The sequence below is a fragment of the Cellulomonas sp. P4_H12 genome (assembly GCF_056400905.1).
The window spans coordinates 24,802-48,681 of record NZ_JBFUKJ010000024.1; the positions used below are offsets into that span (position 1 = coordinate 24,802).

Consider the following 23,880-nt stretch of genomic DNA (forward strand, 5'->3'; position numbering starts at 1 on the left):
TCACTCGGGGATCGCGAGCCGACGCAGGCTCGCCGACTCGGGGCCGAGCGTGTCCCAGCCATCGACCTCGAGCAACGACCAGCTCGCGGTGGGCACGCCGACCCGCACCCGAGCGAGGGTGGTCGGGTCCGACGCCGGGCCGGCCAGGAGAGCGGCAGCCCGCGACATCGTCGGCTCGTGGCCGACCACGAGCACCGTGCCGACGTCCGCGGGGACGGCTCGGACCAGCTCCACCAGGGCGCTCGACCCGGCGTAGTAGAGGTCCTCGAGGAAGCGCACCTCCGGGTCCGCGCCGAGCACGCCACGCGCGAGCTCCCACGTCTGTCGGGTCCGCACGCTCGACGAGCAGAGCACGAGGTCGGGCACCAGGTCGTCCGCCGCGAGCGCCGCGCCGACCGTCGCCGCCTGCTTGCGCCCCACGAGCGAGAGCGGGCGCTGGATGTCCGCGATGGCGTCCTGGTGCTCGGCCTTCGCGTGGCGCAGCAGAAGCAGTCGCCGGGTGCCGGTCTCGGGCGTCACCGGCTCAGCGTCCCATCCCGCGGGCGGCGGTCACAGACCCATCGCGTGGTAGCCGCCGTCGACGTGCACGATCTCGCCCGTCGTCGCCGGGAACCAGTCCGACAGCAGCGCGGCGACCGCACGGGCCGTCGGCTCGGGGTCGAACGCGTCCCAGCCGAGCGGCGCGCGCTCCGGCCAGCCGCCCTCCATCGCCTCGAAGCCGGGGATCGACTTGGCGGCCGTCGTGCGGATCGGGCCGGCCGAGACCAGGTTGACGCGGATCCCGTGCGGCCCCAGGTCGCGGGCCAGGTAGCGCGAGGTCGACTCGAAGGCCGCCTTGGCCACGCCCATCCAGTCGTAGACCGGCCAGGCGTACCGGGCGTCGAACGTGAGCCCGACGATCGAGCCCCCCGAGCTGAGCAGCGGCTGCGTGGCGACCGCGAGCGACTTCAGCGAGTACGCGCTGACCTGCAGCGCGGTCGCGACGTCGGCCCACTCGCCGGCGAGGAAGTTGCCCCCCATGACCGACTGCGGCGCGAACCCGATCGAGTGCACCACACCGTCCAGCGCGTCGAAGCCCGCCTCACGCACGCGGCCCTCGAGCGCCGCCAGGTCGTCGGCATCGGTGACGTCGAGCTGGAGGACCTGCGCCTCCTTCGGGAGCCGGCGCGCGATCGCCTGCGTCAGTCGGAACTGACGGCCGAACGAGGTGAGCAGCACCTCGGCGCCCTCCTGCTGCGCCAGACGCGCCACGTGGAAGGCGATCGAGCCGTCCGTGAGGACGCCGGTGACCAGGAGCTTCTTGCCGTCGAGCAGACCCATGAGTGTGTTCCGTCCTTCGTGTCGTCTGGGGAGTGTCAGTGGCCCATGCCCAGGCCGCCGTCGACCGGGATCACGGCGCCGGAGATGTAGCCCGCGGCGTCCGACGCGACGAACTCGACCACGCCGGCGACCTCCTCGGGCTCCGCGAACCGGCCCAGCGGGATGGACTCGCGGTAGGCCTTCTGCTTGTCCTCGGGCAGGGCGCGCGTCATGTCGGTGTCGATGAAGCCCGGCGCGACGACGTTCGCGGTGATCGCCCGTCCGCCGAGCTCGCGGGTGATCGAGCGAGCCATCCCGACGAGGGCGGACTTGGACGCCGCGTAGTTGACCTGGCCGGCGGAGCCGTAGAGCCCGACCACCGACGAGATGAAGATGATCCGACCGCGGCGCAGCCGGATCATGCCCTTGCTGGCGCGGCGCGCGCAGCGGAACGCGCCCGTGAGGTTGACGTCGAGGACCTCGGAGAACTCCTCGTCGGTCATCCGCATGAGCAGCTGGTCGCGCGTGACGCCCGCGTTGGCGACGAGCACCTCGACGGGACCGTGCGCGGCCTCGATCTCGGCGAACGCCGCGTCGACGCTGGCGGTGTCCCGCACGTCGCCCACGACGCCGAGGACACCGGCGGGCAGCTCGCCCGCGCGGTAGATCGTGGCGACCTTGTCGCCGTTCGCCACGAACCGCTCGGCGATCGCCCGGCCGATGCCCCGGTTGGCGCCGGTGACGAGGACGCTGCGCGGCGCGGCGGTGGTGGTGTCGTTGTCGGAAGTCTCTGGCACGGGACACGACGCTATCCGACGTCCGCCGCACGCCACGGCAGGGTCCGCGCCCATGTTCGTCGCGCCCCGTTGTGGGACCTACACAACACCGCTCCTCAGCGCCGTCTCAGCGGCGCCGGACTACGATCAGGTAGTGAGCAGCAGCCGTCGGCACCCTGAGGTCCCCGCCGAGGAGGTCCACAGCATCACCTCCGCGCCCGAGGCGCTCACGGACGACCTGGCCCGCCGGCAGAAGCGCTACCTCGTGCAGATGGGGATCCGTGTCGTCTGCTTCGCCGGGGCCGTCTTCTCATGGGGCCACATCCCGCTGTGGGCCTCGCTGATCCTCATCGTCGCCGCCGTCGTCCTGCCCTACTCCGCCGTCCTGTTCGCCAACGCGGGCCGCGAGCGCCGCGACGGCGACGGCACCTTCATGACGACGCGCGAGATCGGCCCGGGCTCGGGCGCACCGCGTGGCCTGGGCTCCTCGGACGACCACCCGGACGGCCGCGCGTGAGCCTGTTCGGCCCTGTCCCGGACGCCGTGGACGAGCTGGTCTGCAGCAGCCGCGGCTGCCGGGCCGAGGCGACCTGGGGCCTGCTCTGGAACAACCCCAAGCTGCACACCCCGGACCGCCGCAAGGTGTGGCTGGCCTGCGACGACCACCGCGAGCACCTGAGCCAGTTCCTCGACACCCGCGGGTTCCTGCGCGACGTCGTCCCCGCGGCGCAGCTCGAGCCCGCCTCCGGATCATGAGCCCCGCGGCGCGCCGGGCGACCGGGCTCGTGCTCCTCGGCGTCGTCGTCGCGGTGGCCTGCACGTTCCTCGGCCGGTGGCAGTGGAACCGGCACGTCTGGCGCGACGCGGCGATCGCCGTGGTGGAGACCAACTGGTCGGCGGACCCCGTGCCGCTCGACACCGTGCTGCCCGCCACCGACACCCCGCTCACCGACGACGACGTCTGGCGGCGCGTGACGGTGGTCGGCCACTACGAGCCGGACGCGACCGTGCTGCTGCGCAACCGACCGGTCGACGGCGCACCCGCCTACCACGTGCTCGTCCCGTTCGTCGTGGAGGACGCCTCCGCGGGGACCTCGTCGGCGCCGACGGGTGCGGGCGCCGTGCTCGTCGTCGACCGCGGCTGGGTGGACCCCGGCGCCGACGCGAGCGCCGACGTCGCCGCCCCTGCCCCGCCCGAAGGCAGCGTGACGCTGACGGCCCGGCTGCGCCACGACGAGCCGACATCCAGCCGGACCGCGCCGCCCGGTCAGGTCCAGGCCATCTCCGCCGAGCAGGTCCTCGCCGCCGGCGGCGTCGAGGGCGAGTCCTACGACGCCTACGTCGCCATGACCGCCGAGGACCCGTCGGTCTCCCCCGTCCCCGGACAGCTCCCGCCGCCCAGCACCGACCCCGGGTCGCACCTGTCCTACGCGTTCCAGTGGTGGACGTTCGCGCTCGGCGGGCTGATCGCGTTCAGCCTGGGCGCGCGGCGCGAGCTCCAGGACGAGCGCGCGCTGCGCGAGGCCGAGGGGCCCGCACCCGAGCCGGCGCCGGTCCAGGTCTCGCCGTCGGGTGTCGAGCTGTGGCCGACACGCGACACCCCGCGGCCCCGGCGTGCGGCGCAGCCCGCTCCCGACGCGCCCCGCCGGCGCGGTGGGCGCGACGAGGACGCCGAGGACGCGCTCATCGACGCGCAGCTCGCCGAGACGTCGGCGCGCGAGGACCGCGCGCGCTGACCCCGCTCGCCGCGCGCGCCCGGGACCTTCGTGGTGTGGTGTGGGTCACACGTCCAACCAGGAGGTATGACCCATGCGACCCAGACTCACCAAGCTCGTCGTCGCTCTCGCCATGGCGTTCGGGCTGACCGCCCTCGGCGCCGCCCCCGCCTTCGCCAGCACCGGCGGGACTCCCGACGGGAACACCCACCCCAACGTCGGACTGATCCTCTTCTACAGCGCCGACGGACGCTTCCGCTGCAGCGCCACCCTCGTCTCCCCCACGGTCGTGCTCACCGCTGCGCACTGCACCGACGGGACGCTGGGCAAGACGCTGGTCACCTTCGACTCCGTCATCGCCGAGCAGCCCCCGACGCCGTTCCCTGTCGCCGCCAACCCGAGCGCCGGATACACGCGGGCCGAGATCGAGGCCGCCGGCTACCTGTCCGGGACCGCGTACACGCACCCCGAGTACTCCGACTTCACCGACCTCGACAACTGGAACGACGTCGGCGTCATCGTGCTCGACCGCCCGGTGACGGACATCAAGCCGGCCCCGCTCGCCACCCTCAACTACCTCGACGCGTACGCGCAGCCGGTGCTCAACAAGACGCTGTTCACCGCCGTCGGCTACGGCACCGAGGTCCGCAAGCCCGACTCCGGGCCGCAGAAGCCGCAGCCGATGAGCTACCCGCTGATCCGTCGGTACGTGGACATGCCGGGCCAGAAGCTCACCGCGCAGATCCTGCAGACCAACGGGAACGAGAAGGACAACCGCGGCACCGGCGGCACCTGCTTCGGCGACTCGGGTGGTCCGGTCTTCCTCAACGGCAGCATCGTCGCGGTCACCAGCTACGGCTACACCGACAACTGCCGGTACCTCGGCGGCTACCAGCGGGTCGACATCGCCGTCGTCCAGGACTGGCTGGCCACGTTCGGCCTCTGACCGACGCGCGACGCCCCAGACCTGCTCGGTCCGGGGCGTCGCGTGCGTCGGGGGTCAGGCCAGGGCGATGAGGTCCAGGTACGCCGGGCTCCACAGGTCCTCGTCTCCGTCGGGCAGCAGCAGGACGCGCTCGGGGTCGAGCGCGGCGACGGCGCCCTCGTCGTGCGACACCAGGACGACGGCGCCGGCATAGCCGCGCAGGGCCGCGAGGATCTCCTCGCGCGACGCCGGGTCGAGGTTGTTCGTCGGCTCGTCGAGCAGCAGCACGTTCGCGCTGGAGACGACGAGGGACGCCAGCGCGAGGCGCGTCTTCTCGCCACCCGACAGCACGCGGGCGGGCTTGTCGGCGTCGTCGCCCGAGAACAGGAACGAGCCCAGCACCGAGCGCACCTGGGTCTCGGTGAGGTCCGGCGCGGACGACTTGAGGTTCTCGACGACCGTCCGGTCCATGTCGAGCGTCTCGTGCTCCTGCGCGTAGTAGCCGAGCTTGAGCCCGTGCCCCGGACGCACCTCGCCGGTGTCGGATTTCTCGATGCCCCCGAGGATGCGCAGCAGCGTGGTCTTGCCGGCGCCGTTGAGGCCCAGCACGACGACCTTGCTGCCCCGGTCGATCGCCAGGTCGACGTCCGTGAAGACCTCCTGCGACCCGTACGTCTTCGACAGGCCCGCGGCGGTGAGCGGCGTCTTGCCGCAGGCCGCCGGCTCGGGGAAGCGCAGGCGCGCGACCTTGTCCGACGCGCGGACCTCCTCGAGGCCGGACAGCAGCCGCTCGGCGCGCCGCGCCATGTTCTGCGCCGCGACGGTCTTGGTCGCCTTGGCGCGCATCTTGTCGGCCTGCGCCATGAGCGCCGACGCCTTCTTCTCGGCGTTGGCCCGCTCGCGGCGGCGACGCTTCTCGTCCGTCTCGCGCTGCTGCAGGTACGCGTCCCAGCCGAGGGCGTACTGGTCCAGCTGCGAGCGGTTGGCGTCCAGGTGGAAGACCTTGTTCACCACGGCCCGCAGCAGGTCGGCGTCGTGCGAGATGACGATCAGGCCGCCCGAGTAGGACTTCAGGTAGTCGCGCAGCCASRTGATCGAGTCGGCGTCGAGGTGGTTGGTCGGCTCGTCGAGCAGCAGCGTCTCGACGCCCGAGAACAGGATGCGGGCCAGCTCGACGCGGCGTCGCTGACCGCCGGAGAGCGTGCCGATGGTCTGGCCGAGCACCCGCTCGTCGAGCCCGAGGTTCGACGCGATCCGGTGAGCCTCGCTCTCGGCGGCGTACCCGCCGGCGGCGTTGAACCGCGAGTCGAGCCGGGAGTACCGGTCCATCGCCTTCTCGCGGACGCCGTCGTCCTCGCTGGCCATCGCGACCTCGGTGGCGCGCATGGCGCGGACGACCTCGTCGAGGCCGCGAGCCGACAGCACCCGGTCCATCGCGAGCTGCTCGAGATCGCCGGTGCGGGGGTCCTGCGGGAGGTATCCCACGTCGCCGCCGCGGACGATCTGGCCGCCCGTCGGCTGCGTCTCCCCCGCCAGCGTCTTGGTGAGCGTGGTCTTGCCGGCGCCGTTGCGACCGACCAGACCGATCCGGTCGCCGGCCGCGATGCGGAACGACGACTCCTCGAGCAGCACGCGTGCGCCGATGCGCAGCTCGACAGCCTGGGCAGTGATCACTTGACGGTTTCCTCCGAGTTCGCCGCGCTGGCGTTGGCCGCGGGCACAAACGCCAGCAAGTCTACGACCGGCTAGCGTGGCGACCGGCCGCTGGGCCCGGCGCACGGCTGTGACGTGCGCGCCGCACCCCGCGGGATCGCCCGCACCCGCCACGACGATCGAGGGACAGCCATGACCCCTGCACCCGAGAACGAGACCACCGCCGCCGACCCCGCACTCCCCGTGCCGGTCGACCGGGCCTCCGTCGCCACCGACGTCGCGCTCATCGCCACGTTCGCGGCCTTTATCGCGGTGTGCGCCATCCTGCCCGGCATCCCCACCCCGTCCGGCGTGCCCATCACGCTGCAGACCTTCGGCGTCATCCTGGCCGGCCTCGTCCTCGGCTGGCGGCGCGGCGCCCTCGCGGTGCTGCTCTACCTCGCGCTGGGCCTGGCGGGGCTGCCCATCTTCGCCGACGGCACCGGCGGCGTCGCCGTGCTGAGCAAGCCGTCCGTCGGCTACCTGCTGGCGTTCCCGTTCGCCGCCGCGCTCGCCGGCGTCTTCGGCGGCCTGGCCCTGCGCGTCACCTCCACCTGGCGGTACCCGGTGCTCGTGCTGGCCGGCCTGGGCGCCAGCTTCCTGACCATCCACCCCGCCGGCATCGTCGGGCTCATGGCGCGCCTGGGCCTCAGCTTCCACGAGGCGTTCGCCATCGACGTCGTCTTCTGGACCGGGGACGTGCTCAAGAACCTCGCGGCCGCGGCCGTCGCCCTCGCCGTGTTCAAGGCGTTCCCCGACATGCTGCGCACCCGCCGCTGACGCTGCACCGAGCCGGCCGCTCATGATCACCCTCGACGACGTCCTCGTCACCGCCTACAGCCCCGACCCGGCGGGCGGCGCCGAGCGCGTCGTGCGCCTGCTCGGGCCGGTGACGCTCGAGCTCACCGAGCGCCGAATCGCCGTCGTCGGGGCCAACGGCTCGGGGAAGTCGACGCTCGCGCGCCTGCTCAACGGCCTCGTGCTGCCGTCGTCGGGCACCGTCCGGGTGGACGGCCTGGACACGGCGCGGGACGGGGCTGCCGTGCGCCGCCGGGTCGGGTTCATGTTCACGGACCCCGACGCACAGCTGGTCATGCCAACGCCGGTGGAGGACGTCGCCCTGTCTCTGCGTCGCCTGACGCTGACGGCCGACGAGCGGGGTGCCGCCGCGCGCGCGGCGCTCGAGCGGTTCGGGCTGGCGGACCGGGCTGAGGTGCCGGTGCACGCCCTGTCCGGCGGGCAGCGGCAGCTGCTCGCGCTCGCGTCGGTGCTCGCGACGGAACCCGCGGTCCTGGTGTGCGACGAGCCGACCACCCTGCTCGACCTGCGCTGGCGCCGCGTCGTCGACGGCCTGCTGGACGACCTCGAGCAGCAGGTGATCGTCGTGACGCACGACCTCGACGCCGCGCTGCGCGCCGACCGCGTGCTCGTCGTCGACGACGGCGCCGTGGTGTTCGACGGGGACCCGGCCGTGGCCGTGGCGACGTACCGGGCGCTCATGGAGGTCCGCACGTGAGCGGCCCGCTGCGGCCGCCGTGGGCCGGGCCGCTCGGCCTCTACCACCCGGGCACGACCGTCCTGCACCGCGCCCCGGCCGGCCTCAAGCTCGCGTTCCTCACCGTCTTCGCCGTGGCCGTGGTGGCGCTGCGCGGGCCGCTGTCGGCGGTGCTCGCCCTCGGGGTCGCCCTCGTCGCCCAGCTCGTCGCGCGCATCCCGTGGCATCGAACCACCCGCGGCCTGGTGCCGGCGCTGGTGACCGCGGCCCTCGTGGGCGCCTACCAGTGGTGGGCCCGCGGCTGGGCGACGGCCGTCGAGGTCGCGGTCGACCTGKTCGCCCTCGTGCTCATGGCCGCCGTCGTCACCGCGACTACCCGGGCCGACAGCCTCCTCGACGTGCTCGCCCGGCTCGCCCGCCCCCTGCGGCACGTCGGGCTCGCGCCCGAGACGTTCGCCATGGTCGTCGGCCTGTTCCTGCGTACCGTCCCCGTCCTCGCCCGCATGTCGATGGAGACGCGCGACGCCGCCCGCGCCCGCGGCCTGGACCGCGAGCCGCGCGCGATCCTCGTGCCGGCCGCCGTCCGGATGGTCGCGCACGCCCGCGCGACGGGCGACGCGCTGGCCGCCCGGGGCCTCGGCGAAGGCTGACCGGGTGGACATGGACCGGCGTCCACGTCTCGACAGGCGAAGGCGTCGCGGCGCGACTACGGTTCCGTTCCGTGACGTTCCAGGGTGATGGCGGATTCGAGGGCGGGCGCGTCCAGCGCGGCGGCGGCGGCAAGATCGCCGTGGGCGGCGGGGCCGTCGGCCTGCTCGCCGTGCTCATCTACGTGTTCACCGGTGTGGACCTCGGTGGGCTGACGGGCGGCGGCCAGGACCCCGCACCCCAGACCCAGGGCACCGTCGGCGCGTGCAGCGTCGAGCAGGCCAACACCGACCGCGAGTGCCGGCTCAGCGCCACCGCGTACGCGCTCGACACGTACTGGGCTGCGCAGGTGGCCGCCGCGGGCGGCCAGTTCGCCCCTCCGGCGATCGTCTCGTTCAGCGACTCCCAGTCCACCGGCTGCGGGACCGCGAGCAGCTCCACGGGGCCCTTCTACTGCCCACCCGACGCGACGATCTACATCGACGTCAGCTTCTACGACCAGCTGCAGAGCCAGTTCGGCGGGCAGGACGGTCCGCTCGCCGAGGAGTACGTGACCGCGCACGAGTACGGCCACCACATCCAGCAGATCACGGGCGTGATGGACAAGGCCCAGCGCGGCGGCACCGGCGCCGACTCCGACTCCGTGCGGGTCGAGCTGCAGGCCGACTGCTACGCCGGCATGTGGGCAGGCGACGCGACCGAGACGATCAACCCGAAGACCAATGAGCCCTACCTGGCGCCGATCACGCAGGAGCAGCTGCAGAACGCCCTCAACGCGGCAGCGGCGGTGGGTGACGACCACATCCAGCAGCAGTCCGGCGGCGGCGTCAACCCGGACACCTGGACGCACGGCTCCAGCGAGCAGCGCGAGCGGTGGTTCACCACCGGCTACGAGCAGGGCACGCTCGCGGCGTGCGACACGTTCGCCACCGACCAGCTCTGACGGTGCGGCCTGCCTGACGACGTGGTCACGCGCGGGCGCCGTGCGCACTCCCGCAGCACACGGTCGTCCACCCCTGTGAGCAGCGCGTTCGTGCTGCTAGCGTCGGCGGCATGAGCACACCGCGCTCGGCTCTGGTTCGGACCGCCCTCCTGGTCGCGCTGAGCGGTGCGGTGTTGGCCGCCTGTTCCAGCAGCGAAGACTCGACCGGAGCCGCCCTCGAGTCCAGCGACGTCGTCGGGACGTGGTCGCAGACGGACTCCGAGCCTCCGGTCAACCTCGAGCTCGCCGAGGGCGGCACAGTCAGCGGCACCGACGGGTGCAACCAGCTGAACGGTCCCTGGAAGATCGACGGCTCGGAGGTCGAGCTCGGTCCGTTCGCCGCGACCATGATGGCGTGCGAGAACGTCAACACCTGGCTGTCCGCAGCCACGTCGGCCAACGTCGACGGCGAGGAGATGACGGTGTACAACGACGACCACAAGGAGATCGGCGTCCTGATCAAGCAGTGACGCCCGGACCACGAGAGGCCCGCACTCGWCGWCGAGTGCGGGCCTCTCGGGGTCCTGCTCAGATGTTGAAGCCGAGGGCCCGCATCTGCTCGCGACCGTCGGGCGTGATCTTCTCGGGGCCCCACGGCGGCATCCACACCCAGTTGATGCGGAAGCCGTCGACGAGCCCGTCGAGGGCCTGCGCCGACTGGTCCTCGATGACGTCGGTCAGCGGGCAGGCCGCCGACGTGAGCGTCATGTCGATGACGGCCGTGTTGGTCTGGTCGATCGTCAGCCCGTAGACCAGGCCGAGGTCGACCACGTTGATGCCCAGCTCGGGGTCGATGACGTCGCGCATGGCCTCCTCGACGTCGGCCACCGTGACGGGTGCGGGCGTGTCCGTGCTCATGAGTTCTCCCGTGCGCCGGTCTTGATGAGTGCGTCGGTCAGCGCCGCCCAGCCGAGCAGGGCGCACTTGATCCGTGCGGGGTACTTGGCCACGCCGGTGAAGGCCGTGGCGTCGCCGAGGGTGTCCTCGGCGTCGTCGTCGAGCCCCGCGCCGCGCGTCTGCATGAGCGCGCGGAACGTGCCGCCGATCTGGTCGACGGTGGCGAGGTCGTTGCCGACGACCAGGTCGTGCAGCACCGAGACCGAGGCCTGCGAGATGCTGCAGCCCTGTCCGTCCCAGCGCACGTCCCGGACCGTGCCGTCGTCGTCGAGGTCCACCTGCAGGGTCACCTCGTCACCGCACGTCGGGTTCACCTGGTGCGACTCGCCCGTGTGCAGGTGCAGGTCTCCCGCCGCGCCGAGCCCCTTGCCGTGCGGGAACTTCGCGTGGTCGAGGATGACCTGCTGGTACAGCTGTTCCATCGATCCCGTGCTCATGACACCTCCAGACCGAAGAACGCCCGGACCCCCGCCAGTGCTTCCCGGAAGACCTCGATCTCCTCGTCGGTCGTGTAGACCGCGGCGCTGGCCCGCGACGTCGACGCCACCCCGAACCGGCGGTGCAGCGGCTGCGCGCAGTGGTGCCCCACCCGGACGGCCACGCCGGCGTCGTCGAGCACCTGGCCCACGTCGTGCGCGTGCACGCCGTCGACCACGAACGAGACGGTCGCCAGGCGGTCCCGGGTGTCGGTCGGGCCGATCACCCGCACGCCGGGCACCGACGCGACCGCGTCGAGCAGCAGCCCGGCGAGGTGCGCCTCGTGCGCGGCGACCGCGTCCATCCCCAGCTCGGCCAGGTACGACGCGGCCGCGCCCATGCCGACGGCCTGGGACACCATCTGTGTGCCCGCCTCGAACCGCTGCGGCGGCGGCGCGTAGGTGGTCGACTCCATGGTGACCACCTCGACCATCGAGCCGCCGGTGGTCACCGGAGGCATGGCCTCGAGCAGCTCGCGCCGCCCGTAGAGCGCGCCGACGCCGGTGGGGCCGAGCATCTTGTGCCCGGAGAACGCCGCGAAGTCGACGCCGAGGGCCGTGAGGTCCACCGGCAGGTGCGGCACCGACTGGCAGGCGTCCAGGACCGTCAGCGCCCCGACCGCACGGGCCCGGGCGACGAAGGGGGCGACCGGCGTGATCGCGCCCGTGACGTTCGACGCGTGCGTGAACGCCAGCACCTTGGTGCGGTCGGTGACCACGGTGCCGAGGTCGTCCAGCCGGATGCGGCCGTCGTCGTCGACCCCGAGCCACCTCAAGGAAGCCCCGGTGCGGAGCGCGAGCTCCTGCCACGGCACGAGGTTCGCGTGGTGCTCCGCCTCGGTGACCACGATCTCGTCGCCGGGACCGAGCGCGAGCGGCCGCGCGGCCGCTCCCCCGCGACCCAGCGACGCGTTCGACATCGCGTACGCCACCAGGTTGATGCCGGCCGTCGCGTTCGACGTCCAGACCAGCGACCCCGGCGACACCCCGACGAACGAGGCGACGCGGTCCCGCGCGTCCTCGAACGCCTCGGTGGCCTCCTCCGCGAGCTGGTGCGCCCCGCGGTGCACCGCGGCGTTGCGCTGGACATAGAAGTCCTGCTCGGCGTCGAGGACGACCTCGGGCTTCTGCGAGGTGGCCCCCGAGTCGAGGTACACCAACGGCCGCCCGCCGCGCAGGGTCCGCGACAGCAGCGGGAAGTCGGCGCGCACCGCCGCGAGCTCGGACGCGTCGAGCGTCCGGGCCGCGGTGTCGAGGGTGCTGGTCATGATCGCCTCAGAGGACCGTGGCGCTCGACAGGAAGCGGTCGTAGCCCTCGTTCTCGAGGCGGTCGGCCAGCTCCGGGCCACCCTCCTCGGCAACCTTGCCGTCGACGAAGACGTGCACGAAGTCGGGCGTGATGTAGCGCAGGATCCGCGTGTAGTGCGTGATCAGCAGGACGCCGACGTCCGGGTTCTCCTTGACGCGGTTGACGCCCTCGGACACGACGCGCAGCGCGTCGACGTCGAGGCCCGAGTCGGTCTCGTCGAGGATCGCGAACTTCGGCTTGAGGAGCTCCATCTGCAGGATCTCGTGGCGCTTCTTCTCGCCGCCGGAGAAGCCCTCGTTGACGGAGCGCTCGGCGAACGCCGGGTCCATGCGCAGGTCGTCCATCGCCTTGCGGACGTCCTTGACCCACGTGCGCAGCGGCGGGGCCTGCCCGTCGATCGCCGTCTTCGCGGTGCGCAGGAAGTTGCTCACGCTGACGCCGGGGACCTCGACCGGGTACTGCATGGCGAGGAACAGGCCCGCACGGGCGCGGGCGTCGACGGAGAGCGCGAGGACGTCCTCGCCGTCGAGGGTCACGGTGCCGCTGGTGACCTGGTACTTCGGGTGGCCGGCCAGCGAGTACGCGAGCGTGGACTTGCCGGAGCCGTTCGGGCCCATGATGGCGTGCGTCTCGCCGCTCGCGACGGTCAGGTCGACGCCGCGCAGGATCTGCTTCGGGCCTTCCTTGGTCTCGACGCTGACGTGCAGGTCGCGGATCTCCAGGGTGGACATGCTGTTCCTTCCAGACTTCTTCAGAGCGGGGCGTCGACGTCGACCAGCACGCGCTGGCCGTCGACGGTCACGGGGTAGACAGGGACGGGCTGGACGGCGGGCGGGCCCGTGGGCTTGCCGGTGCGCAGGTCGAACCGCGAGCCGTGGAGCCAGCACTCGATCGTGCAGCCCTCCACCTCGCCGTCCGACAACGAGACGGCGCCGTGGGAGCAGATGTCGCTGATGGCGTGCAGCTCGCCGTCCTCGTCGCGCACCAGCGCGACCTCGACGGTGCCGTGCTCAGCCTCCAGCTCGACGCGGAACGTTCCCTCGACGGGCACGTCCTCGTCGTAGCAGGCGAGCTGCGCGGTCATGCGAGCTCCGTCGCCTCGGAACCGGGGACGGCAGGCGTGGCGCCGAGGACCGACATGGACTTCTCCAGCTCGGCCTCGATGGACGCGATGAGCCGCTCCTCGACCGACGGGACGCCGATCTCGTGGATGAGCTCGGCGAAGAAGCCACGCACCACGAGCCGACGGGCGTCCGGCTCCGGGATGCCGCGAGCGCGCAGGTAGAACAGCTGCTCGTCGTCGAACCGGCCGGTCGCGCTCGCGTGGCCGGCGCCCTCGATGAGACCGGTCTCGATCTCGAGGTTCGGCACCGAGTCGGCGCGCGCGCCGTCGGAGAGCACGAGGTTGCGGTTCAGCTCGTACGTGTCGGTGCCCTCGGCCTCGGCCCGGATGAGCACGTCGCCGACCCACACCGTGTGCGCGCCCTCGCCCTGCAGGGCGCCCTTGTACGTGACGCGCGAGATGCAGTTGGGCACCGCGTGGTCGACGAAGAGGCGCTGCTCCTGGTGCTGGCCCGCGTCGGCGAAGTAGAGGCCGAGCATCTTGACGTTCGCACCCTCGCCGACGAACTCGGCGTCCGGGGTGATCCGCACGACGTCGCCGCCGAGCGTGACCGCGATGTGCTTGACCGTCGCGTCGCGACCGATCCGCAGGCGGTGCGACGACGCGTGCACGGAGCCCTCGGCCCAGTCGTGCACGGTGACGACCGTCAGGTGCGCGCCCTCGTCGGCGACGATCTCGACCGTCTCGGTGAGCGCGGCGTGACCGACGTGGTCGATGACGACGACGGCCTGCGACAGGGGCTTCGCGTGCACCAGCAGGTGCGTGGCGCTGGGCTCGAGCGCGGCCTCGTGCGTGCCGGCACCCTCGACGCCCTCGATGCGGATCGACGTCACCTCGGAGGCGACGGCCTCCTGCGGGATCGTGACGATCGTGGCCCGCGGGAACGACGCCCACGCCACGGCGGCGGCGCGGTCGCCGGGCGTGCCGGCCTTCCCGAGCCGGGCGTCGTCGCGCTCGACGATCTCGACCTGCACCTCGGGTGCCTCGACGACCGTCGTGAGGACGCCGTGGCCGTCGAGCACGCCGTCGGTGTCCGCCGCGAACAGCGGAGCCAGGCGCGACACCGGGGCGAAGCGCCACTCCTCCTCGCGACCGTTCGGCACGGGGAAGTCGGCGACGTCGAACGACGTGGGCCGCGAGGCGCGGGACGCCTCGGGCGCCGGTCCGACGCCGTGGGTGTGGCTCCCGTCGGCGACCGCCCGCGAATGATCTGTGGCCAGGGAGACTGGGTTGGTGGGCTCTGTGGTGGTCGTCATCAGCCGACGGCCCCTTCCATCTGCAGCTCGATGAGGCGGTTCAGCTCGAGGGCGTACTCCATGGGCAGCTCGCGCGCGATGGGCTCGACGAACCCGCGCACGATCATGGCCATGGCCTCGGTCTCGGGCATGCCTCGGGACATCAGGTAGAACAGCTGGTCCTCGCTCACGCGCGACACGGTCGCCTCGTGGCCCATCGACACGTCGTCCTCGCGGACGTCGACGTACGGGTACGTGTCGGAGCGGGAGATCTGGTCGACCAGCAGGGCGTCGCAGAGCACGTTCGACGCGGAGTGGTGGGCGCCCTCGAGCACCTGCACCAGGCCGCGGTACGACGTGCGGCCACCGCCGCGCGCGACCGACTTGGAGACGATCGAGCTGGAGGTGTGCGGCGCGGCGTGCACCATCTTGGCGCCGGCGTCCTGGTGCTGGCCCGCCCCGGCGAACGCGATCGACAGCGTCTCGCCGCGCGCGTGCTCGCCCAGCAGGTAGATGGCCGGGTACTTCATGGTGACCTTGGAGCCGATGTTGCCGTCGACCCACTCCATGGTGGCGCCCTCGGCCGCGGTCGCCCGCTTGGTGACCAGGTTGTACACGTTGTTCGACCAGTTCTGGATGGTCGTGTACCGGACGCGCGCGTTCTTCTTGACGATGATCTCGACCACCGCGGAGTGCAGCGAGTCGCTCGAGTACACCGGCGCGGTGCAGCCCTCGACGTAGTGCACGTACGAGCCCTCGTCGGCGATGATCAGCGTCCGCTCGAACTGGCCCATGTTCTCGGTGTTGATCCGGAAGTAGGCCTGCAGCGGGATCTCGACGTGGACGCCCGGCGGCACGTAGACAAACGAGCCGCCCGACCAGACGGCCGTGTTGAGCGAGGCGAACTTGTTGTCCCCGGGCGGGATGACCGAGCCGAAGTACTGCTCGAAGATCTCCGGGTGCTCGCGCAGCGCGGTGTCGGTGTCGAGGAAGATGACGCCCTGCTCCTCGAGCGACTCCTGGATCTGGTGGTAGACCACCTCGGACTCGTACTGCGCGGCGACGCCGGCGACGAGGCGTTGCTTCTCGGCCTCCGGGATGCCCAGGCGGTCGTACGTGCTCTTGATGTCCTCGGGCAGGTCCTCCCAGCTGGTGGCCTGCTTCTCGGTGGACCGCACGAAGTACTTGATGTTGTCGAAGTCGATGCCCGACAGGTCCGAGCCCCACCAGGGCATGGGCTTCTTGTCGAACAGGCGCAGCGACTTGAGGCGCGTCTTGAGCATCCACTCGGGCTCGTTCTTGAGCGCGGAGATCTCCCGGACCTTGGCCTCCGACAGACCGCGCGTCGCGACGGACCCGGCGGTGTCGGCGTCGTGCCAGCCGTAGTTGTAGTTCCCGATGGAGGCGATGGCCTCGTCCTGGGTCAGCGGTGTCGTCGCCTGCGGCGTGGCCGCCGCAGTGCTGTCGGTCTGTGCACTCATGCTGAATGTCCTTCCACGGAGGGCACGGGGTGGGCAGGGGTCGTGGTCGAGATCGGGATGTTCGTGGTGCAGACGTGGCCGCCCCCGGCCAGCGTCGAGAGGCGCTGCACGTGCACGCCGAGCATGCGGGAGAACGCCCGCGCCTCGGCCTCGCAGAGCTGGGGGAACTCGTGGGCGACGTCCTGCACGGGGCAGTGCCCCTGGCAGAGCTGCATGGCCGCGCCGCCCGGTGCGGGCCGCGCGGAGGCGGCGTACCCGTCGGCGGCCAGGCCGTCGGCGAGCACCCGGACGCGGGTGGCGACGTCGTCGCCGGCCGCACGGACCGCCGCGGAGTGCCGCTCCTCGAGGTCACGCACCCGCCGCTCCGCGAATCCCTCGACCGCCTCCGGCCCCGCCGTCTCGGCAAGGAAGCGCAGCGCCTGCGCCGCGATCTCCGAGTAGCGGTGCGACAGGGCGGCCTGGCCGCGGCTCGTGACGACGTAGCGGCGCGCTGGACGGCCTCGGCCCTGCGGGCCGCGAGCCGCCTCGTGCACCGCGATCTGGTCGGTGGCCTCGAGGACCCCGAGGTGCCGACGGATCCCGGCGGGCGCGAGGTCGAGCTGCGCCGCGAGCTCGGCGGCGGACACGGGGCCCGCGGTCGCGACGATCTGCAGCACCCGCTGGCGGGTGCCCGCGTCGGACTCGTGGCCCGCCGCGACGGAAGGGTGCTCGACCGAGGGCAGCGTCGCGCTCATGCCACACCTCCGTCGGGACTGGTCCGGATCGAGCGACCGACCGCGCCGGGAAGGCACGTGGGAGTGGCCGCGATATTGGCAACATCCTTGTTGCCAATATCCATCCCTGCAAGCAAGGAGACCCTTCGCTGGGCGTCGCGTCCCTCACACCGGAGGGGCCGCGCGGGCGCCCTAGACTTCCCTCTCGTGCCCGACTCCCCCGCGCTCGAGATCTCCGGGCTCGTCAAGCGCTACGGCGATCGCGCCGTGGTCGACGGGCTCGACCTCGTCGCCCACCGCGGCCAGGTGACCGCGGTCCTCGGCCCGAACGGCGCGGGCAAGACCACGACCATCGAGTGCTGCGAGGGGCTGCGCGCGCCCGACGGCGGCACGGTCCGGGTGCTGGGTCAGGACCCGCTCACGCAGGCCCGCGACCTGCGCCCCCGCGTCGGGGTCATGCTGCAGGACGGCGGCCTGCCCACCGGCGTCCGCGCGCACGACATGCTCGCGCACGTCGCCAAGATGTACGCGGAGCCGCGGGACCTCGGCGAGCTCACCGAGCGGCTCGGGCTGGGATCCTTCGCCCGCACCACCGTCCGCCGCCTGTCCGGCGGCCAGCGCCAGCGCCTCGCCCTCGCCGCCGCGATCGTCGGCCGGCCCGAGGTCGTGTTCCTCGACGAGCCGAGCGCGGGGATGGACCCGCAGTCCCGGCACGCCGTGTGGGACCTGGTGCGGGAGCTTCGCGACGAGGGCGTCGCGGTGCTGCTCACCACGCACCTGATGGACGAGGCCGAGGACCTGGCCGACCAGGTCGTCGTCGTCGACCACGGCCGGGTGATCGCGCAGGGCTCCGTGCCGTCGCTCGTCGCCTCGGCCGACGACCGCTCCCTGCGCCTCGAGGCCGCCGGCGGCCTCGACCTCGCCCCGGCGCTCGGTGCCGGGTTCGTGGTGACCGAGCCGCGCGACGGCGTCTACACGGTGACCGGCGCCGTCGACGCGCGGTCCGTCGCCGCCCTGACCGCATGGCTCGCCGACCAGGACGTCCTGGTCACGCAGCTGTCCGTCGGTCGTCGCACGCTCGAGGACGTCTTCCTCGACCTCACCGGACGGAACCTGCGATGAGCGCCTCTGCCCCCGCCAGGCAGCGCGTCGCCGCCCAGACGTCGTTCGAGGCGCGCGCCATCCTCCGCAACGGCGAGCAGCTGCTCGTGACGATCGTCGTGCCGGTCCTCGTGCTGATCGGGCTGACCAAGGCGACCGCCATCGACCTCGACACCGGTGGCGCGACCCGGATCGACTTCCTCACGCCGGGCATCCTCGCCCTCGCCGTCATGACCACGTCGTTCACCTCCCAGGCGATCGCGTCGTCGTTCGACCGGCGCAACGGGGTGCTCCGGCTCCTGTCGACGACGCCGCTCGGGCGCGGCGGGCTGCTCGCCGGCAAGGTGCTCGGCGTGCTCGTCGTCGAGGTGGTGCAGATCGCCGTCATCGGCCTGACCGCCCTCCTGCTCGGCTGGCACCCGGTGCCCGCGGGCATCCCGCTCGCGCTGGTCGCGGTGGTGCTGGGCACCGCGGCGTTCACGTCGCTCGCGCTGCTCGTCGCCGGCACGCTGCGCGCCGAGGCCGTGCTGGCCGTCGCCAACCTGCTGCTGCTCGTGCTGGCCGTGGCCGGCGGCGTCGTGATCCCGGCGAGCCAGCTGCCCGGGCCGATGTCGCACGTCGCCCTGCTGCTGCCGTCCGGTGCCCTGGGCGAGGCGATGCGCGAGTCGCTCCTGCACGGGACCCTGCCGCCGTGGTCCGTCGTGATCCTCGTCGGGTGGACCGCCGCGCTCGGCTGGGGCGCGGGCCGGCTGTTCCGCTGGCACTGAGGCGACCGCGTGTGACGCGTCTCGCCGCGCAGGAGGCGGGGCGGCCGACGGCCGGACCTTAGGCTGGTCCACGTGAGCCTGTCCTCCGTCCTCGACGTCCTCGACCGGCTGCGCGCGCGGTGGGGCTGGCCGGTCGTGGTGGCCAACCTGGTCGCGCAGATCGGGATCGTCGTGACCGGCGGGGCGGTCCGGCTGACGGGCTCGGGCCTCGGCTGCTCGACCTGGCCGCAGTGCGAGCCGGGCCACTTCACGCCGCAGATCCACGCCGCCATGGCCATCAACCCGCTGATCGAGTTCGGCAACCGGACGCTCACGGGCGTCCTGCTCGTCATCGCGGTCGTGGTGGCGCTGCTCGTCGCGACGGACCGTCGGCGGCCGCGCTCGTACCGGTGGCTCGCGATGGCTCCCCTGCTGCTGGTCCTCGCGCAGGCGGTGCTCGGCGGGATCATCGTGATCTTCGACCTGAACCCTGCGTTCGTCGGGATCCACCTGCTGATCTCGATGACGCTCGTGGCGCTCTCGACGTGGCTCGTGCTCCGGTTCCGGGAGGGCGACGCGCCGGCGTCCTCGCTCGTCGACGCGACGGACCGGGTGCTCGTCCGCGTCCTCGTGGCGCTCACCGCGATCGTGCTGGCGCTCGGCGTCGTGGTCACCGGAGCCGGACCGCACTCCGGCGACGAGAACGTCGGCTACCGGTTCGCGGTCGACCCGTGGCTCATGGCCAAGGTGCACGCCGCGGCCGTGTGGGCGTTCCTGCTGGTGCTGGTCGTCCTGCTCGTGCGGCTGCGCCGCGCCGGCACGACCGGACGCCTGTGGCGGACCGCGCTGCTGCTCCTCGGCGTGGCGCTCGCCCAGGGCGCGATCGGGTACGTGCAGCTGGTCACCGGCCTGCCGATCGGCCTGGTCAACCTGCACATGCTCGGCGCCGCTCTGCTGACCGCCGGCGTGGCGTCGTTCGTCTGGTCCACCCGGACCCGCGGCCCGGCCACGGTGCCGGCCGACGCCGGCGAGCGGGCGGCCACCGCACTCTGAGACGAATTGTCCGGGTGTGTGTCGGAGGTCACATCTAGCCTCGGTACATGGCAGACGCGATCACGGCCCACGGGCTCGTCAAGCGCTACAAGAACGTCACGGCCCTCGCGGGGGTCGATCTCGCCGTGCCCACCGGCTCGGTGCTCGGTCTGCTCGGTCCCAACGGGGCCGGCAAGACCACGATCGTCCGCATCCTCACCACCCTGCTGCAGCCCGACGAGGGCTCGGCGACGGTGGCCGGCGTCGACGTCCTGGCGCGGCCCCGCGACGTCCGGCGGCGCATCGGGCTCTCGGGCCAGTACGCGGCGGTGGACGAGTACCTGACGGGGTTCGAGAACCTCGACATGATCGGCCGGCTCTACCACCTGGGCGTCAAGCGCTCCCGCGAGCGGGCCCGTGAGCTGCTCGCCTCGTTCCGGCTGGAGGACGCCGCCGACCGGCCCTCGAAGACCTACTCCGGCGGCATGCGCCGCAGGCTCGACCTGGCGGGCGCGCTGGTGGCGGACCCGCCGATCATCTTCCTCGACGAGCCGACGACGGGCCTGGACCCTCGCGGCCGCACGGAGATGTGGGAGGTGATCCAGGGGCTGGTCGCGGGCGGCACCACGCTGCTGCTCACCACGCAGTACCTGGAGGAGGCCGACCTCCTGGCCGACGACATCGTGGTCATCGACCACGGGAAGATCATCGCGCAGGGCACGGCCGACCAGCTCAAGACGCAGGTCGGTGGCGAGCGGCTCGAGCTCACCGTGCGGGACCCGGCGCGGCTGCTGGACGCACGGGACCTCCTCGAGCCTCTCGGCGTCGGCAAGGCCGGTCTCGACGAGGGTCGGCGGACGCTGCTCATGCCCATCAGCGGCGGCGCGCAGGTGCTCACCGAGGCGCTGCGCGTCCTCGACGACGCCGGGATCGTGATCGACGACGTCGGACTGCGCCGCCCGACGCTGGACGACGTGTTCCTGTCCCTCACCGGACGCGCCGCCGAGGAGGACGCGGAGGAATCACCGCCCTCACCGCCCGCCCCCGGCCGTCACGCAGCGACCGCCGACGCTCCCCACGGAGGTGCCTGATGGCCGCGCCGACCGTCTTCTCCGACTCCTACGTCGTCGCCAAGCGCAACATCATCAAGATCAAGCGCGTCCCGGACCTCCTGGTCTTCACCACGCTGTCGCCCATCATGTTCGTCCTGCTGTTCGCCTACGTGTTCGGCGGGGCGATCGCGGTGCCCGGCGGCGGCGACCCTGACGCGTACCGCGAGTTCCTCATGGCCGGGATCTTCGCCCAGACGGTGATCTTCGGCGCCACCATCACGGGCGCGGGTCTGGCGGACGACCTGAAGAAGGGGATCATCGACCGGTTCCGGTCGCTGCCGATGGCGCCGTCGGCGGTGCTGACGGGCAGGACGGTCTCCGACGTCGCCAACAACGTGCTCGTGCTGATCGTGATGTCCCTGACGGGCCTCCTGGTCGGCTGGGGCATCCACAGCTCGGTCGCCGAGGCGGCGCTCGGCTACCTGTTGCTCATCGTGTTCGCCTACGCCATCTCGTGGATCATGGCGTGGCTCGGCATGCTGGTCCCGAGCCCCGAGGTGTTCAACAACGCGACGTTCATCGTGATCTTCCCGCTGACGTTCGTCGCCAACACGTTCGTGCCCCTGGAGACGCTCCCGGCGCCGCTGCAGACGTTCGCCGAGTGGAACCCGGTGTCCGCGGTGACCCAGGCGTCCCGCGAGCTCTTCGGCAACATCCCGCCGGAGGTCCCGCCGCCGACCGCGTGGCCCCTGCAGCACGCGGAGCTCTACACGCTGATCTGGGCGGCGATCTTCATCCTGGTGTTCGTGCCGCTCGCCAACCTGCAGTACCGGCGCTCGACCAGCCGCTGAGCCTCGAGACGACGAGGCCGCCCTCCGAGCACGGGGGGCGGCCTCGTCGTACGGCTCAGACCTGCACGGGCTCCAGGGTGGACCAGCCGCGCGCCCGCGCCGCCGCGGCGGCCAGGACGCCGGTCACCGCGGTCGGGCTGTGCAGGCGACCGGCGAAGACCGCGTCGACGGCCTCGTCCAGCGGCACCCACACGGGGACCATCGACGCCTCCTCGTCCGTGCGGGTGTACCGCTCGGCGTCGGCGACGGGGCGCAGGTCCCGCGCGAGGAAGACCCGGATCCCCTCGTTCGACCCGCCCGGGCTGGTGAAGAAGTCGACCAGCCGCCACCACGATCCCGCGACCAGGTCGGCCTCCTCGGCCAGCTCGCGAGCGGCCGCGACGACGAGCTCCTCGCCGGGGACGTCCCGCAGGCCCGCCGGCGGCTCCCAGAGCTCCGAGCGCACCGGGTGCCGGTACTGCGACAGCAGCAGCACGCGGTCGTCGTCGTCGAGGGCGATCACGGCGACGGCTCCCGGGTGCGCCACGTACTCCCGCAGAACCTGCGTGTCCCCGAGATCCACCACGTCGCCCACGAGGTCGAAGATCTTGCCCTCGTGGATGACGTCGTGCGAGAGGACGGACCGCAGCGCCGACACGTCGGCGAGCGGCTCCCCCATCAGGACTCGTCGCCGCGCTGAGCCAGCGCAGCCTCGACGAGGCCCGCGAACAAGGGGTGCGCCCGCGTGGGGCGCGACTTGAACTCGGGGTGCGCCTGCGTGGACACGTAATACGGGTGGACGTCCTTCGGCAGCTCGACGAACTCGACCAGCGAGGTGTCGGGCGAGACGCCGGAGATCACCAGGCCGGCGTCCTCGAGCTTGTCGCGGTACGCGTTGTTGACCTCGTAGCGGTGGCGGTGCCGCTCGGACACGCGGGTGGCGCCGTACGCCTCGGCGACGACGGACCCGGGCGTCAGGACGGCCTCGTAGGCACCCAGGCGCATGGTCCCGCCGAGGTCGCCCTCGCCACCGACGATCGCCAGCTGCTCGGCCATCGTCGCGATCACCGGGTGCGACGGGTCGGCGTCGAACTCGGACGACGACGCGCCGTCGAGGCCCAGGACCGTGCGCGAGTACTCGATGACCATGCACTGCAGGCCCAGGCAGATGCCCAGCGTGGGGACGAGGTTCTCGCGCGCCCAGCGCAGCGCGCCGAGCTTGCCCTCGATGCCGCGCACGCCGAAGCCGCCGGGCACCAGCACGGCGTCGACGCCCTCGAGCGCGAGCCGCGCACCCTCGGGCGTCTGGCAGTCGTCCGACGTGACCCAGCGGATGACGACCTTGGTGTCGTGGTGGAAGCCGCCGGCGCGCAGGGCCTCGGTGACGGACAGGTACGCGTCCGGCAGGTCGATGTACTTGCCGACGAGCGCGACCTCGACGCGGTGGGCGGGCTGGTGCACGCGGTGCAGCAGCTCGTCCCAGCCCTTCCACTCGACGTCCCGGAACGGGAGGCTCAGCCGCTGCACGACGTAGGCGTCGAGCCCTTCGGAGTGCAGCACGCGCGGGATGTCGTAGATGCTCGGGGCGTCCTTGGCGGTGACGACGCCCTCGACGTCCACGTCGCACATCAGCGCGATCTTGCGCTTGGTGGCGTCCGGGACGTCGCGGTCCGCGCGCAGGACGATCGCGTCGGGCTGGATGCCGATGCTGCGCAGCGCGGCCACCGAGTGCTGCGTCGGCTTCGTCTTCAGCTCGCCCGACGGGCCGATGTACGGCACCAGCGACACGTGCAGGAAGAACACGTTGTCGCGGCCGAGGTCGTGGCGCACCTGACGCGCGGCCTCGAGGAACGGCAGCGACTCGATGTCACCGACCGTGCCGCCGATCTCGGTGATGATCACGTCGATGTCGGACTCCGCCTGCTGGCGCATGCGGGTCTTGATCTCGTCGGTGATGTGCGGGATGACCTGCACCGTGTCGCCCAGGTACTCGCCGCGCCGCTCCTTGGCGATGACCTGCGAGTACACCTGCCCGGTGGTCACGTTGGCCGAGCCCACGAGGTTCACGTCGAGGAACCGCTCGTAGTGGCCGACGTCCAAGTCCGTCTCGGCGCCGTCCTCGGTGACGAAGACCTCGCCGTGCTGGAACGGGTTCATGGTGCCCGGGTCCACGTTGAGGTACGGGTCCAGCTTTTGCATCGTGACGCGGAGGCCACGGGAGCGGAGGAGTCGGCCGAGGCTGCTCGCCGTCAGACCCTTACCGAGGGAGGAGGCGACACCCCCGGTGACGAAGATGTGCCGGGTCGTGGAATCCGACCGCCCGGAGAGTCGATGCGCGCGCTCTGTCACGGGA

At 72.3% G+C, this 23,880-nt stretch carries 28 protein-coding genes; 14 read left to right on the top strand and 14 right to left on the bottom strand.

Annotation, left to right across the window (positions count from 1 at the left end; genetic code table 11):
* From AC1DQC_RS14445 to fabG, 3 genes are read right to left on the bottom strand one after another with little or no spacing between them, the layout of a single operon-like run.
* Window positions 1–519, bottom strand: a complete 519-nt coding sequence (locus AC1DQC_RS14445; protein WP_477051942.1) for a SixA phosphatase family protein — start codon at window positions 517–519, stop codon at window positions 1–3.
* A 30-nt stretch (window positions 520–549) separates the two neighbouring features.
* Window positions 550–1,320 (bottom strand): enoyl-ACP reductase FabI, encoded by a 771-nt coding sequence (fabI, locus tag AC1DQC_RS14450; protein WP_477051943.1) that lies wholly within the window; start codon window positions 1,318–1,320, stop codon window positions 550–552.
* A gap of 35 nt (window positions 1,321–1,355) precedes the next feature.
* The gene (gene fabG, locus AC1DQC_RS14455) at window positions 1,356–2,096 is read right to left on the bottom strand and encodes a 3-oxoacyl-ACP reductase FabG (RefSeq protein WP_477051944.1); all 741 of its coding nucleotides are present in this window, start codon (window positions 2,094–2,096) and stop codon (window positions 1,356–1,358) included.
* Window positions 2,097–2,229: 133 nt separating this feature from the next.
* On the opposite strand from fabG, the gene AC1DQC_RS14460 reads away from it, so the two are divergent.
* The 4 genes from AC1DQC_RS14460 (at window position 2,230) to AC1DQC_RS14475 (ending at window position 4,736) form a co-directional block, all read left to right on the top strand.
* Window positions 2,230–2,592, top strand: a complete 363-nt coding sequence (locus tag AC1DQC_RS14460; RefSeq protein ID WP_477051945.1) for a DUF3099 domain-containing protein — start codon at window positions 2,230–2,232, stop codon at window positions 2,590–2,592.
* Window positions 2,589–2,831: a hypothetical protein gene (locus AC1DQC_RS14465; RefSeq protein WP_477051946.1), complete on the top strand. Its 243-nt coding sequence runs from the start codon at window positions 2,589–2,591 to the stop codon at window positions 2,829–2,831. The genes AC1DQC_RS14460 and AC1DQC_RS14465 overlap by 4 nt, the downstream gene beginning before the upstream one ends.
* Complete coding sequence (locus AC1DQC_RS14470) at window positions 2,828–3,811, top strand: SURF1 family cytochrome oxidase biogenesis protein (protein WP_477051947.1); 984 nt, start codon at window positions 2,828–2,830, stop codon at window positions 3,809–3,811. The genes AC1DQC_RS14465 and AC1DQC_RS14470 overlap by 4 nt, the downstream gene beginning before the upstream one ends.
* Before the next feature lie 73 nt (window positions 3,812–3,884).
* Window positions 3,885–4,736 (top strand): S1 family peptidase, encoded by an 852-nt coding sequence (locus tag AC1DQC_RS14475; RefSeq protein WP_477051948.1) that lies wholly within the window; start codon window positions 3,885–3,887, stop codon window positions 4,734–4,736.
* A 54-nt stretch (window positions 4,737–4,790) separates the two neighbouring features.
* Here AC1DQC_RS14475 and abc-f read toward each other — a convergent pair whose 3' ends face one another.
* The gene (gene abc-f / locus AC1DQC_RS14480) at window positions 4,791–6,389 is read right to left on the bottom strand and encodes a ribosomal protection-like ABC-F family protein (protein ID WP_477051949.1); all 1,599 of its coding nucleotides are present in this window, start codon (window positions 6,387–6,389) and stop codon (window positions 4,791–4,793) included.
* Between the two features lie 171 nt (window positions 6,390–6,560).
* Between abc-f and AC1DQC_RS14485 the strand changes: the two genes are divergently transcribed.
* The 5 genes from AC1DQC_RS14485 to AC1DQC_RS14505 all read left to right on the top strand — a co-directional run bounded on the left by AC1DQC_RS14485 (window position 6,561) and on the right by AC1DQC_RS14505 (window position 10,002).
* On the top strand, window positions 6,561–7,187 hold the full coding sequence (locus tag AC1DQC_RS14485) for a biotin transporter BioY (RefSeq protein ID WP_477051950.1): 627 nt from the start codon (window positions 6,561–6,563) through the stop codon (window positions 7,185–7,187).
* 22 nt (window positions 7,188–7,209) lie between these two features.
* On the top strand, window positions 7,210–7,923 hold the full coding sequence (locus AC1DQC_RS14490) for an energy-coupling factor ABC transporter ATP-binding protein (protein ID WP_477051951.1): 714 nt from the start codon (window positions 7,210–7,212) through the stop codon (window positions 7,921–7,923).
* Entirely contained in the window at window positions 7,920–8,552 is a 633-nt protein-coding gene (locus AC1DQC_RS14495) for an energy-coupling factor transporter transmembrane component T family protein (RefSeq protein ID WP_477051952.1), read from the top strand. The genes AC1DQC_RS14490 and AC1DQC_RS14495 overlap by 4 nt, the downstream gene beginning before the upstream one ends.
* Window positions 8,553–8,623: 71 nt before the next feature.
* Window positions 8,624–9,493, top strand: a complete 870-nt coding sequence (gene ypfJ / locus AC1DQC_RS14500; protein WP_477051953.1) for a KPN_02809 family neutral zinc metallopeptidase — start codon at window positions 8,624–8,626, stop codon at window positions 9,491–9,493.
* Between the two features lie 110 nt (window positions 9,494–9,603).
* Window positions 9,604–10,002 carry an META domain-containing protein gene (locus tag AC1DQC_RS14505; RefSeq protein ID WP_477051954.1) on the top strand — a complete coding sequence of 133 codons (399 nt, stop codon included), beginning with the start codon at window positions 9,604–9,606 and terminating at the stop codon, window positions 10,000–10,002.
* A 58-nt stretch (window positions 10,003–10,060) separates the two neighbouring features.
* On the opposite strand, the gene AC1DQC_RS14510 is transcribed toward AC1DQC_RS14505, so the two are convergent.
* From AC1DQC_RS14510 to AC1DQC_RS14545, 8 genes are read right to left on the bottom strand one after another with little or no spacing between them, the layout of a single operon-like run.
* Window positions 10,061–10,390, bottom strand: coding sequence for a metal-sulfur cluster assembly factor (locus AC1DQC_RS14510; RefSeq protein ID WP_456826693.1), 330 nt, complete (start codon window positions 10,388–10,390; stop codon window positions 10,061–10,063).
* Window positions 10,387–10,866 carry a Fe-S cluster assembly sulfur transfer protein SufU gene (gene sufU, locus AC1DQC_RS14515; protein WP_477051955.1) on the bottom strand — a complete coding sequence of 160 codons (480 nt, stop codon included), beginning with the start codon at window positions 10,864–10,866 and terminating at the stop codon, window positions 10,387–10,389. The genes AC1DQC_RS14510 and sufU overlap by 4 nt, the downstream gene beginning before the upstream one ends.
* A complete protein-coding gene (locus tag AC1DQC_RS14520) occupies window positions 10,863–12,173 on the bottom strand; it encodes a SufS family cysteine desulfurase (RefSeq protein WP_477051956.1) in 1,311 nt (436 codons plus the stop codon). Before AC1DQC_RS14520 ends, sufU begins: the two co-directional genes overlap by 4 nt.
* Before the next feature lie 7 nt (window positions 12,174–12,180).
* Window positions 12,181–12,945 carry a Fe-S cluster assembly ATPase SufC gene (sufC, locus tag AC1DQC_RS14525; protein WP_477051957.1) on the bottom strand — a complete coding sequence of 255 codons (765 nt, stop codon included), beginning with the start codon at window positions 12,943–12,945 and terminating at the stop codon, window positions 12,181–12,183.
* A gap of 20 nt (window positions 12,946–12,965) precedes the next feature.
* Window positions 12,966–13,298 (bottom strand): non-heme iron oxygenase ferredoxin subunit, encoded by a 333-nt coding sequence (locus AC1DQC_RS14530; protein ID WP_456826697.1) that lies wholly within the window; start codon window positions 13,296–13,298, stop codon window positions 12,966–12,968.
* Complete coding sequence (gene sufD, locus AC1DQC_RS14535; protein WP_477051958.1) at window positions 13,295–14,593, bottom strand: Fe-S cluster assembly protein SufD; 1,299 nt, start codon at window positions 14,591–14,593, stop codon at window positions 13,295–13,297. Before sufD ends, AC1DQC_RS14530 begins: the two co-directional genes overlap by 4 nt.
* Window positions 14,593–16,053, bottom strand: coding sequence for a Fe-S cluster assembly protein SufB (sufB, locus tag AC1DQC_RS14540; protein ID WP_477051959.1), 1,461 nt, complete (start codon window positions 16,051–16,053; stop codon window positions 14,593–14,595). The genes sufD and sufB overlap by 1 nt, the downstream gene beginning before the upstream one ends.
* Window positions 16,050–16,787, bottom strand: coding sequence for a helix-turn-helix transcriptional regulator (locus tag AC1DQC_RS14545; RefSeq protein WP_477051960.1), 738 nt, complete (start codon window positions 16,785–16,787; stop codon window positions 16,050–16,052). Before AC1DQC_RS14545 ends, sufB begins: the two co-directional genes overlap by 4 nt.
* 186 nt (window positions 16,788–16,973) lie before the next feature.
* Between AC1DQC_RS14545 and AC1DQC_RS14550 the strand changes: the two genes are divergently transcribed.
* From AC1DQC_RS14550 to AC1DQC_RS14570, 5 genes are all read left to right on the top strand, one after another.
* Window positions 16,974–17,888, top strand: coding sequence for an ABC transporter ATP-binding protein (locus AC1DQC_RS14550; protein WP_477051961.1), 915 nt, complete (start codon window positions 16,974–16,976; stop codon window positions 17,886–17,888).
* Window positions 17,885–18,634 carry an ABC transporter permease gene (locus AC1DQC_RS14555; RefSeq protein WP_477051962.1) on the top strand — a complete coding sequence of 250 codons (750 nt, stop codon included), beginning with the start codon at window positions 17,885–17,887 and terminating at the stop codon, window positions 18,632–18,634. Before AC1DQC_RS14550 ends, AC1DQC_RS14555 begins: the two co-directional genes overlap by 4 nt.
* 72 nt (window positions 18,635–18,706) lie before the next feature.
* Entirely contained in the window at window positions 18,707–19,666 is a 960-nt protein-coding gene (locus AC1DQC_RS14560) for a COX15/CtaA family protein (RefSeq protein WP_477051963.1), read from the top strand.
* 47 nt (window positions 19,667–19,713) lie between these two features.
* The gene (locus tag AC1DQC_RS14565) at window positions 19,714–20,736 is read left to right on the top strand and encodes an ATP-binding cassette domain-containing protein (RefSeq protein WP_477051964.1); all 1,023 of its coding nucleotides are present in this window, start codon (window positions 19,714–19,716) and stop codon (window positions 20,734–20,736) included.
* The gene (locus AC1DQC_RS14570) at window positions 20,736–21,548 is read left to right on the top strand and encodes an ABC transporter permease (RefSeq protein WP_477051965.1); all 813 of its coding nucleotides are present in this window, start codon (window positions 20,736–20,738) and stop codon (window positions 21,546–21,548) included. The genes AC1DQC_RS14565 and AC1DQC_RS14570 overlap by 1 nt, the downstream gene beginning before the upstream one ends.
* A gap of 55 nt (window positions 21,549–21,603) precedes the next feature.
* On the opposite strand, the gene AC1DQC_RS14575 is transcribed toward AC1DQC_RS14570, so the two are convergent.
* Together AC1DQC_RS14575 and AC1DQC_RS14580 are read right to left on the bottom strand one after the other, a co-directional pair.
* The gene (locus AC1DQC_RS14575) at window positions 21,604–22,206 is read right to left on the bottom strand and encodes an NUDIX domain-containing protein (protein WP_477051966.1); all 603 of its coding nucleotides are present in this window, start codon (window positions 22,204–22,206) and stop codon (window positions 21,604–21,606) included.
* Window positions 22,206–23,876, bottom strand: coding sequence for a CTP synthase (locus AC1DQC_RS14580; protein WP_477051967.1), 1,671 nt, complete (start codon window positions 23,874–23,876; stop codon window positions 22,206–22,208). The genes AC1DQC_RS14575 and AC1DQC_RS14580 overlap by 1 nt, the downstream gene beginning before the upstream one ends.
* Window positions 23,877–23,880: the final 4 nt, after the last annotated feature.

What these genes read in the sequence shown, in the direction of transcription:
- fabI (WP_477051943.1), bottom strand. Translation starts at nt 1,320, where the DNA reads ATGGGTCTGCTCGACGGCAAGAAGCTCCTGGTCACCGGCGTCCTCACG.
- AC1DQC_RS14470 (WP_477051947.1), top strand. Translation starts at nt 2,828, where the DNA reads ATGAGCCCCGCGGCGCGCCGGGCGACCGGGCTCGTGCTCCTCGGCGTC.
- AC1DQC_RS14475 (WP_477051948.1), top strand. Translation starts at nt 3,885, where the DNA reads ATGCGACCCAGACTCACCAAGCTCGTCGTCGCTCTCGCCATGGCGTTC.
- AC1DQC_RS14485 (WP_477051950.1), top strand. Translation starts at nt 6,561, where the DNA reads ATGACCCCTGCACCCGAGAACGAGACCACCGCCGCCGACCCCGCACTC.
- AC1DQC_RS14490 (WP_477051951.1), top strand. Translation starts at nt 7,210, where the DNA reads ATGATCACCCTCGACGACGTCCTCGTCACCGCCTACAGCCCCGACCCG.
- AC1DQC_RS14505 (WP_477051954.1), top strand. Translation starts at nt 9,604, where the DNA reads ATGAGCACACCGCGCTCGGCTCTGGTTCGGACCGCCCTCCTGGTCGCG.
- AC1DQC_RS14510 (WP_456826693.1), bottom strand. Translation starts at nt 10,390, where the DNA reads ATGAGCACGGACACGCCCGCACCCGTCACGGTGGCCGACGTCGAGGAG.
- sufU (WP_477051955.1), bottom strand. Translation starts at nt 10,866, where the DNA reads ATGAGCACGGGATCGATGGAACAGCTGTACCAGCAGGTCATCCTCGAC.
- AC1DQC_RS14520 (WP_477051956.1), bottom strand. Translation starts at nt 12,173, where the DNA reads ATGACCAGCACCCTCGACACCGCGGCCCGGACGCTCGACGCGTCCGAG.
- sufC (WP_477051957.1), bottom strand. Translation starts at nt 12,945, where the DNA reads ATGTCCACCCTGGAGATCCGCGACCTGCACGTCAGCGTCGAGACCAAG.
- AC1DQC_RS14530 (WP_456826697.1), bottom strand. Translation starts at nt 13,298, where the DNA reads ATGACCGCGCAGCTCGCCTGCTACGACGAGGACGTGCCCGTCGAGGGA.
- sufD (WP_477051958.1), bottom strand. Translation starts at nt 14,593, where the DNA reads ATGACGACCACCACAGAGCCCACCAACCCAGTCTCCCTGGCCACAGAT.
- sufB (WP_477051959.1), bottom strand. Translation starts at nt 16,053, where the DNA reads ATGAGTGCACAGACCGACAGCACTGCGGCGGCCACGCCGCAGGCGACG.
- AC1DQC_RS14545 (WP_477051960.1), bottom strand. Translation starts at nt 16,787, where the DNA reads ATGAGCGCGACGCTGCCCTCGGTCGAGCACCCTTCCGTCGCGGCGGGC.
- AC1DQC_RS14555 (WP_477051962.1), top strand. Translation starts at nt 17,885, where the DNA reads ATGAGCGCCTCTGCCCCCGCCAGGCAGCGCGTCGCCGCCCAGACGTCG.
- AC1DQC_RS14565 (WP_477051964.1), top strand. Translation starts at nt 19,714, where the DNA reads ATGGCAGACGCGATCACGGCCCACGGGCTCGTCAAGCGCTACAAGAAC.
- AC1DQC_RS14570 (WP_477051965.1), top strand. Translation starts at nt 20,736, where the DNA reads ATGGCCGCGCCGACCGTCTTCTCCGACTCCTACGTCGTCGCCAAGCGC.
- AC1DQC_RS14575 (WP_477051966.1), bottom strand. Translation starts at nt 22,206, where the DNA reads ATGGGGGAGCCGCTCGCCGACGTGTCGGCGCTGCGGTCCGTCCTCTCG.